Here is an 8,100-nt window from a genome sequence, read left to right on the forward strand (position 1 = left end):
TGAAGTGAAGGGAGTTGGAAGAACGTGTCCGAAACGGCTAGTTTCTTCCGCAACCGATTCGTACAGGTAATCGTGTTGTCTGGGCTGTTTTTGCAAGTCGGCATCTGGGTGCGAAACTTTTCCGTGCTTCTGTATGTGATGGAGCAGACGAATGAAGACCCGTTTGCTGTCTCGATGATCTCGGTCGCCGAATTTGCACCGATTTTCCTGTTCTCGTTTATCGGTGGCGCTTTTGCCGACCGCTGGCGTCCGAAGCGGACGATGATCTGGTCAGACTTTCTCAGCGCTCTGTCCGTCTTTGCTGTGCTCGGCACGCTGATGACCGGGCATTGGCAAGCGATCTTTTTTGCTACGCTGGTGTCGGCAATCCTGTCGCAGTTCTCACAGCCGTCGATGTTGAAGCTGTTTAAACAGCATGTGCCAGAACATCAGATGCAGATGGGGATGGCGATGTTCCAAACGATGATGTCGATCTTCATGATCATCGGTCCATTCCTTGGAACGGTCGTGTTTCAAAACTTTGGGATCAACGTGTCGATCGCCATCATGGGGATCGCCTTCCTGATCTCGGCAGCAGTGCTAACACTGATCCCTGCCGATAAGAAGGAAAAGGTGGAGAAAAGCGAGACGACCATCTTCACCGAGATGAAAGAGGGCTTCCGCTATGTGCTCGCCAAGCCAGTTCTGAAAATCCTCGGCGGCAACTTCGCTGCGGCAGGGCTCGCGCTTGGGATCATCCAGCCGCTGACCATCTTCCTCGTCACCGAGAATCTCGGGCTGCCGAAGGAGAATGTGCAATGGCTGATGATGACGTACGGCGCTGCCATGTTGCTCGGCGGCGGTTTGGTGATGGGCCTCTCCAAAAAGGTACCTCCCAACGCGCTGCTCGTCATCGGGATGGCTGCGGTGACGATCTCGACAGCGGTGATCGGTTGGTCGACCGATTTCACCTTGACGCTCGTCGCCGAGTTTTTTGCAGGTCTGTTCCTGCCTTGTATTCAGATCGGGATCAACACGATCATGCTCAAGACGACAGACGAAGCGTTTCTCGGTCGTGCCAACGGCATCCTAAACCCGCTGTTCATGGGAATGATGGTCGTCACGATGAGCCTTGCGGGCTGGTTGAAAGCTTCGTTTTCGCTCACGACCGCCTATGAAATCGCCGCTGCGCTGTTCTTCCTCGGCATGTTGCTTGCGCTTCCGCTGTTTAAGCTCGATCTCAAGTTGAGTGATGGCCAGCAGGAAACGCCTGTTCCAGCTGAGAAATAGCATCGGGATTGAGCTGCTGTTCGAATCGGTTTGGAGCAGAACGTCTTAGATTCAAGAGGAAGAGGGCTGTGCGAACTGCACAGCCCTCTTTGTTTTTTGTTGTGATCTAGCAGACGCCGTGAAAGGATCGAACGATCAGCGCCATTTCTTTTTTGAAACGATTGCGCATACCCTCTACTAATCGAAACAGTAGAGGAGGGAAGGGGATGAGCCTCAATGATCCGGTCATCTGGACGGTCGTGGTGGGACTGGAGTTTGCCTTTGCGATCTTTCTTGTCGTGGCAACGTTCGAAGTTGTGCTTGCCTCCAAGCGGCGATAAACCGCTCTGCAAAGCGGACAGTTGGCAAGATAGGAAAAGACCGCTCGCAGGAGCGGTCTTTTCCTATCTTGATCAATCATCCTCGCCAAAAAAGTCGCCAAGATCATCGATGATTCCGCCATCTGCCGTCTGCTCAGAATCGTCGTCGCCAAACAGCGCTTCACCGATTGCGTACCCGGCGATTCCTCCCGCAATGCCGCCGAGGAGCCCGCTGCCAGCACCGCCGCCGCGATGCTTGTGCTGTCCATGCGGATGAGCTTTGGGCAGCGTGGGATATCGGCTCGGATTCGGATTGTTCAGCTCAGCTTCTAACGAGCGCCTGATCGTCTGCAAGGTGGCATCTGAGTCTTGCAAGCTTTGGTAGGAGAGAAAGAGCGTAAAGTGCGATTCATCCAGATCGAGCTTGTCGGCCAAGGCGCCGAACAACCCTTTTGTTGTCTTGTCGAGCTCGATATGTAAGCGCACACCGTCTTCTTCGGCGAGATAGACGACCGTCAGTTCGTCGATGCGCCCGGCAAACGGACCTGATTCTGAACCGGATAGCGGCGCGTACTCAAACTCCTGATAGCGGCCGTTGAAAACGCCCGAGTCGTGTTTGTCATAAAAGCCGAGCGCGTGAAAAGCGCCGATCGCAGTGGCGACCGGAAGGCTCGGTTGTACGTAAAACTGGTCAAAGTCGTGCTTGTCGATCGCCTCTGGGATATCGAGGCGTGTGTGATATGTATAACGCACATATTGGCTTGAGATCGGCAGCTCTGGGAGCTGGTGAGCGAAAGGATATTCAACCTGTTTTCCGCTCGGGACGTGCAGATCGCGAGCAACGGCGATCGTCTCGATCGTCGTGCGGGCCGTCTTATCCCCAAGACGAGCTTCTAAAATAAAATCGACATCGATCGCATCAATCTTTTGATCGACCGCACCGCCTTCGACCAAAATACGCCCCACGACCTTTTCTCCGATCCGACCGCTCGCATCCTCCAGGATCAGGTTGACGCTTGCCGAACCGATTCCGATCTTCGATAGAAACTTCTTGAACAATCAAATTCCCCCTCCCAAGTTTGCTTTCAGTATAGCTGATCGATGGGGGAAGCGACTACAGAGACATCAACAACTTGACGAACTTATTGCTTAGCATCCATATGGACTTTTTTCCCGTAATGAATAAACTTGATTTCCACTTTGATTTCTGCAAGCGAATTTTCATCAAGGGGCAACTTTCCATTTTTTGATAACCTCTTCCAGTCCTTCGAATGTTTTCGATAGACCGTATCGGATAGATTGAGCACATCCGCATCGATTTTCAGACCAGCGCGATAAGTTCTGAGCACCTGAGCTTGAATCGTCTCTCTCACTTTTTTTCGAATCTCATCCTCTTCTGAGATCCCTTTCAATTGGGTGAAATGACCGTTGAGCTTGAGATGAAGCGAAAATCGAACCTGATCCTGCTCAAAGATCGGGATAATTTTAATGGTCGGTTTTTTCACGACGACGCTGCTCACGCTGTTTTCGCTCAGCCGAATGGAGAGGGGGCTCCGCACCAGATTGCGATTGAGCCACAACAAGCCTCTCGCCTCCTCGCTTGACAGCATCCCCATCCACTTCCCGCGGTGCATGACCGAATAACCGTCAAACACGATCTCTTCGAAATATTTTTTCTGATCGAACCAACTTTTCTTGTCTACCTTAAGACTCGGAATGACCAGCGTATGCGACTCTTCCCGAAACAGGGCGACAAACTCATGCATGCGCTTGGGAAGGGCGGGAAAGGAACTCTGCTTGTTCATATCGATCGGATCGCCAAGCTTGGAGTAGACAGGGGAGGGGTCGACCGCAGCTGCCGCCGTGAAAAGTTTTTCTAGGCGAATGTTCGTCGTAAACACCCAAAACGTCGGTCGAAACTCCCCAAACCGCTGAAAGAGATCCCTGATTTCCTCAATCCCTTTCTTCGCGGCCGACTCGGTGAACACCAGCGTGCTCAAATGGCTCCAGTACAACCGACGCTGAAGGGTATCATACAAGTTAAAGATGGCAACATTAAACGATTTGCCGCTCGCTTTGCCGACCCAGACCGGAACGTTCTCATTCTGTTGGCCGCCGACGTCAGTTTTGGCGATGTTGGTAAAATTGGCGATCTGCGCATAGATCGTGTATTGCCCGTCTCGGTAGTCCACTCCGAGCGCATGAATGTACGCCATATGCTCCAGCGTCTTAAAACTCCAACAGCCAGAAAGGGGCAGCGCAGCCAACAACAGCGCGAGGATCAGAAGATAGGAACGTCTCATTCCTGTTCCCCCTGACTGGAGTTATCTTTTAAGTTCAAAAAGCGAGGTCTCCGCTTCCTTTTCGACGCTGGTAAAAGAATGACCGACTGTAAGATGCTCTTCAAGTCGGGCGGAGAGATCGGGCTTAAATAGGGGATGCCGAAAGAGCGCATGTTCGCCAAGTAGATCAACAGGGTAACCATGGCGACAAAAAAGCCGAACAGCCCAAAAAAAGCGGCGACCATCATGATCAGCATGCGCATGATGCTGACAGCTCCAGCGAGCGATTGATTGATCAGCGTAAAGGTGGTCACTGCGGTGATACCGGCAACGACGAGCAGGGAAGGGCTGGCGATTCCAGCGCGGATCGCCGCATCGCCGATGATCAGACCGCCGACGACCGCCAAAGTCTGTCCAACTTTGCTCGGCAAGCGAGCGCCTGCCTCTTGAAACAGTTCGAACAGCAACAGCATGATAAATGCTTCCAGCGGAATTGGCAGTGGAATTCCTTTGCGCGCGATCAAGAGCGTCGCAAGCAAGCTGAGCGGTATCTGATCCTGATGATAGCTTGTGATCGCCACGTAAAACCCGGGCAACAAGACGGCGACGACCAACCCGATCACCCGCAGAATGCGCTCAAATGTGGCGAACACGTAACTGTTGTGTAAGTCCTCGGAAGCTTTTAACATCAGAAAAATATTGCAGGGTGCGATCAAAGCGATTGGGCTGGTGTCCACCATGATCGCGAATCTGCCTTTTAGCAGCGCATCGACCACATAGTCGGGACGGCCCGAATAGTCCATCTGAGGAAACATCGACAGCTTGGAGTTGACGATCTGCTCCTCGACCTGCGTGGAGCTGTAGACGGCGTCCACATCGATCTGATCGATTTTCGTTCGCACATCCTCGATGGTCTTCTCGTTGGCAATATCCTCGATGTAGAGGAGGGCAACTCTCGTGTGGGATCGCTTGCCGAGAAAAAAGAACTCGGTCTGCAAAGAGTTTGTTTTCAAGCGCTTGCGAATCAGGGCGAGATTGTCGGTCAGCTCTTCGGTGAAGCCATCTCGCGGTCCTTTGATCGAGATTTCGGTCCGTGGCTCAGAAGGGTCTCGCTTCGGCGGTTTTGCGATGTCGAGCAGGTAGACCGCTTGGACACCCTCGATCAGCACGACGAGCTTCCCCTCGAAGATCGGAGAGATGGTCGTCTCCATCCGATCCGTCTTGATCACCGAAAAATATTGCCACGCTTTCACGAGCAAATCAGGATCTACCGACTCGACGCTCAACGTCTGAAACAACTGCTTAATGCTCGGGATCACCTGTTGGTTGAGGCGCTCTTCATCGGCAAGCCCCTCGCAGTAGGCGAACAATAGGGAGCGTGGGGAAGTGCGACTCGGCAACTTGAGATGCTGCACAAACACCTCTTGGCAGTTGTGAAACGTTTGCCGAATCCACCGCTCATTTGCCTGAAAACTGTCCGATACTGGGGTGGAATGATCACCCGATTCGAGCTTCGGGTTGGACTGGTTCACGCGATTCACCGCCCTTTTTCTTTTTGACAAAACTGATCGCGAACAAGATCATCAGGACCGCGAAAGCTGCCCAAAAAGTGTAAGGCAGGAAGTAGTCAGATACGTAGGAAAGGAACTTTTCATCCTCGACCGGAATCAACAGGAGCAACAAAAGCAAGCTCATCACCAGATAGAGGGTGAGATTGCGCTTCTTTTTTGTTTTGATCTGCAGAATTTCCGGAATGAGATAGATCGTGATCGAAGCCCGAATGAAACTTCCGACCATCCATTGATAGATCGACAGAAAGTCAACATGCTCAAAATTATGCGAAAAAGAGACGATTCTCCATTCCTCAGAAGCGGTGTAGCGCAGTTCGCCCCCTTCATAGGGACCAAACTCTGCGATCGCGCCTGTCAGCGGGCCGAGCATCAGCATGACGGTAAACAGGGTGAGAAAAAAGAGCCAACCTTTTTTCACCTGACGCTTCAATCGCTGTTGAAAGAGCAGGAGCAAGATGATGTCGAACATGCCCGCACCGGCAGGGACGAAGCCGTGGAGGACCGGGTTGATTCCATTTTCTAAGATCGGCAGAAGCAAGGCGTAGTTTTTGTTCGGGATGTTCGCGCTCATCACAAAGAAGCCGAACACGATGACGAAAGGCAACAAAAGACCGTTGACGATCGCGATCGAACGGATGCCCGAACGCACCTGATAAAGGCAGATCAGACAGAAGATGATGGTCAAGATCGTTTTCGGAGTCAGATAGAGATACATCATGTACAGCCAAGTGGTCGAGTCCTGTATCGTAACATAGGCGGTGACAAACATCTGGCAGATGAACACTAGCGCCAAAAGACCGGCGAGAAAAGGCCCTGCCGTTTGTCGCACCCAGGCGAGAATGTGTACTTGACCACTTCTGCGCATGATCGTGTGTAGAACGGGAACACAGATCACGATCAGAATTCCAGCGAGCAATACGGAGATCCAAGCATCGCGGCCAGCGGTGCGCAACAGGACGGGAATCACGGTGACATGATCGTTGATTCCGACATACGAAATCAGGATCATGATCGCTTGGATGGTAGAAATTCGATCTTGTGCCTGTGTCATAGTTCTTTCACCCACTGTTGTTTTTTCTAGGGTGTGCAGAAATTGCCAAACTCATGTCTGACGCGACGAGAAAAAACGACTCTGGAAAAACAAAAAAAAACTGACGCCGGCGTACTGCCGGCGTCAGTTTTTTAATTTTGCTTGTCGAAAGCGGGGCAGCGATCGCTTTGATCCGCTCAGGAAGAGGTGGATTGACCGTTCGCGTCTGCAGCGGTCGTTTTGTCAACCGGCAAGAACAGACGAACTAAAATACCTGTCCCGATGATCAGCACCCCACCACATGCGATGATCGTTCCCACTCCGTACGCTTCGGCGAGTGGACCGACGATCAGCGCGGCGATCGGCAAGCAAGAGGTAGCAAGCGCTGTCCCCGCTGCATAGATCGCTGGCTGCTCGTTTGGCGGAACGGTAGTTTGGATCAGGACCATCTCCGGCACGTTGACCGCCGTTTCCACCATCCCGATGATTGCACAGCACAGGACGATCACCCAGATCAAGGAGGAAAACTCAAACACGGTCAAGGCGAGGCCCTGACAGAGCCCGGCAAAGATGAACAGTGCAAAGTAGCGCTTGATCTTCAGCTTGCTGAGCACGATTCCCATCAGCAGGGCGCCGACCATCAGGCTACCGCGCAAAAGCGACAGCGTGCCTGCATCGCCTTGCAGCTCTTCTGTCACATAGACGGCGAGCAAGGCGAGGAACGGTGCCATGCCAAAATTGAGAAAGGTCGCATACACGTTGATCGCAAAGATCGTCTTGTGTTTGCGCAAGATCGTAAACCCAGAGAGCACTTCTTTCCAATAGCTCTTGATCTTCTCTGAGAAGGTGAGCTTCTCCTCTTCTTCCTGCTCGATCTGCTCGACCGATTCAGTAGGAGTAGGCGCTTCCACTTTGTTCGGGCGGAGGAACAGCAGCAAAAGCCCGGAGATGAGGAATACGCCACTGGTCACGACCATCGTCGTGACGCTGGACAGCCAGTTGACCAATACCCCGGCACCGGCGAGCCCGACGAGGAATACCACTTGGTTGGCGCTCGCCATAAATGCGTTCGCCTTCTGTACATGCGACCGCTCGACCAAGCGGGGCAGCAGCGCAACAGAGGCTGGATTGTAAACAGAACCACAAGCAGATTGAATGAATCCGGCGACGAAAAACAGCCAGATCGGCAGAAAATCATAATAGTAACAGAGGGGAATCACCAACATGATCAGAGCCCGGACTGCATCGGAGCCAAACATCCAAACGTTCAGGCGCCCTCGTGCGAGCAGTGGGCTGACAAATAGGCCCAACAGCATCTCCGGAATCAGCGTGACGAAAAAAAGGATCGACGTAGCGACCGCGCCACCACCAGATTCGAGCAACAACCAGACAAAAGAGATCGATGCAAAATTGTCGGCCAACACCTTAAACACTCGAGAAGTAAGAAATAAATTAAACTTCGGCTGCCATATTCCTGCTCGCGGAGCAAGAGCTTCTTGGTTCATGTGTGGTCACCTTTCTCACTGTCAGTATGTTCCAAATGTTCAACTTCCTGATACGCCATTTACTATAATAGACTGTTACGTAATAATAGTCAAACTTCAGTAAATCCGACTGCAATATTAGATTTTATGTTTTTTGTGAACTCA

General features: G+C 52.1%; 6 protein-coding genes. 1 reads left to right on the forward strand and 5 read right to left on the reverse strand.

Translation table 11 applies throughout. The annotated features are described in order from the left end of the window. The first annotated feature begins 24 nt into the window (after positions 1 to 24). The gene (locus ACFSOY_RS00780; RefSeq protein ID WP_386043367.1) at positions 25 to 1,269 is read left to right on the forward strand and encodes an MFS transporter; all 1,245 of its coding nucleotides are present in this window, start codon (positions 25 to 27) and stop codon (positions 1,267 to 1,269) included. Between the two features lie 392 nt (positions 1,270 to 1,661). On the opposite strand, the gene ACFSOY_RS00785 is transcribed toward ACFSOY_RS00780, so the two are convergent. The 5 genes from ACFSOY_RS00785 to ACFSOY_RS00805 all read right to left on the reverse strand — a co-directional run bounded on the left by ACFSOY_RS00785 (position 1,662) and on the right by ACFSOY_RS00805 (position 7,872). After that, positions 1,662 to 2,627, reverse strand: a complete 966-nt coding sequence (locus ACFSOY_RS00785) for a sporulation protein (protein ID WP_386043369.1) — start codon at positions 2,625 to 2,627, stop codon at positions 1,662 to 1,664. An 83-nt stretch (positions 2,628 to 2,710) separates the two neighbouring features. Beyond that, complete coding sequence (locus ACFSOY_RS00790; protein WP_386043371.1) at positions 2,711 to 3,871, reverse strand: Ger(x)C family spore germination protein; 1,161 nt, start codon at positions 3,869 to 3,871, stop codon at positions 2,711 to 2,713. Next, on the reverse strand, positions 3,868 to 5,382 hold the full coding sequence (locus ACFSOY_RS00795; protein WP_386043373.1) for a spore germination protein: 1,515 nt from the start codon (positions 5,380 to 5,382) through the stop codon (positions 3,868 to 3,870). Before ACFSOY_RS00795 ends, ACFSOY_RS00790 begins: the two co-directional genes overlap by 4 nt. Then, complete coding sequence (locus tag ACFSOY_RS00800) at positions 5,348 to 6,472, reverse strand: GerAB/ArcD/ProY family transporter (protein WP_386043375.1); 1,125 nt, start codon at positions 6,470 to 6,472, stop codon at positions 5,348 to 5,350. The genes ACFSOY_RS00795 and ACFSOY_RS00800 overlap by 35 nt, the downstream gene beginning before the upstream one ends. 176 nt (positions 6,473 to 6,648) lie before the next feature. After that, entirely contained in the window at positions 6,649 to 7,872 is a 1,224-nt protein-coding gene (locus ACFSOY_RS00805) for an MFS transporter (RefSeq protein ID WP_386043377.1), read from the reverse strand. Positions 7,873 to 8,100: the final 228 nt, after the last annotated feature.

Source organism: Tumebacillus lipolyticus (assembly GCF_042682745.1).
Taxonomy (GTDB): Bacteria; Bacillota; Bacilli; order Tumebacillales; family Tumebacillaceae; genus Tumebacillus_A; species Tumebacillus_A lipolyticus.

Bases quoted from the DNA above. Each gene is read 5' to 3' on its own strand.
- ACFSOY_RS00790 (WP_386043371.1), bottom strand. From the start codon at position 3,871: ATGAGACGTTCCTATCTTCTGATCCTCGCGCTGTTGTTGGCTGCGCTG.
- ACFSOY_RS00800 (WP_386043375.1), bottom strand. From the start codon at position 6,472: ATGACACAGGCACAAGATCGAATTTCTACCATCCAAGCGATCATGATC.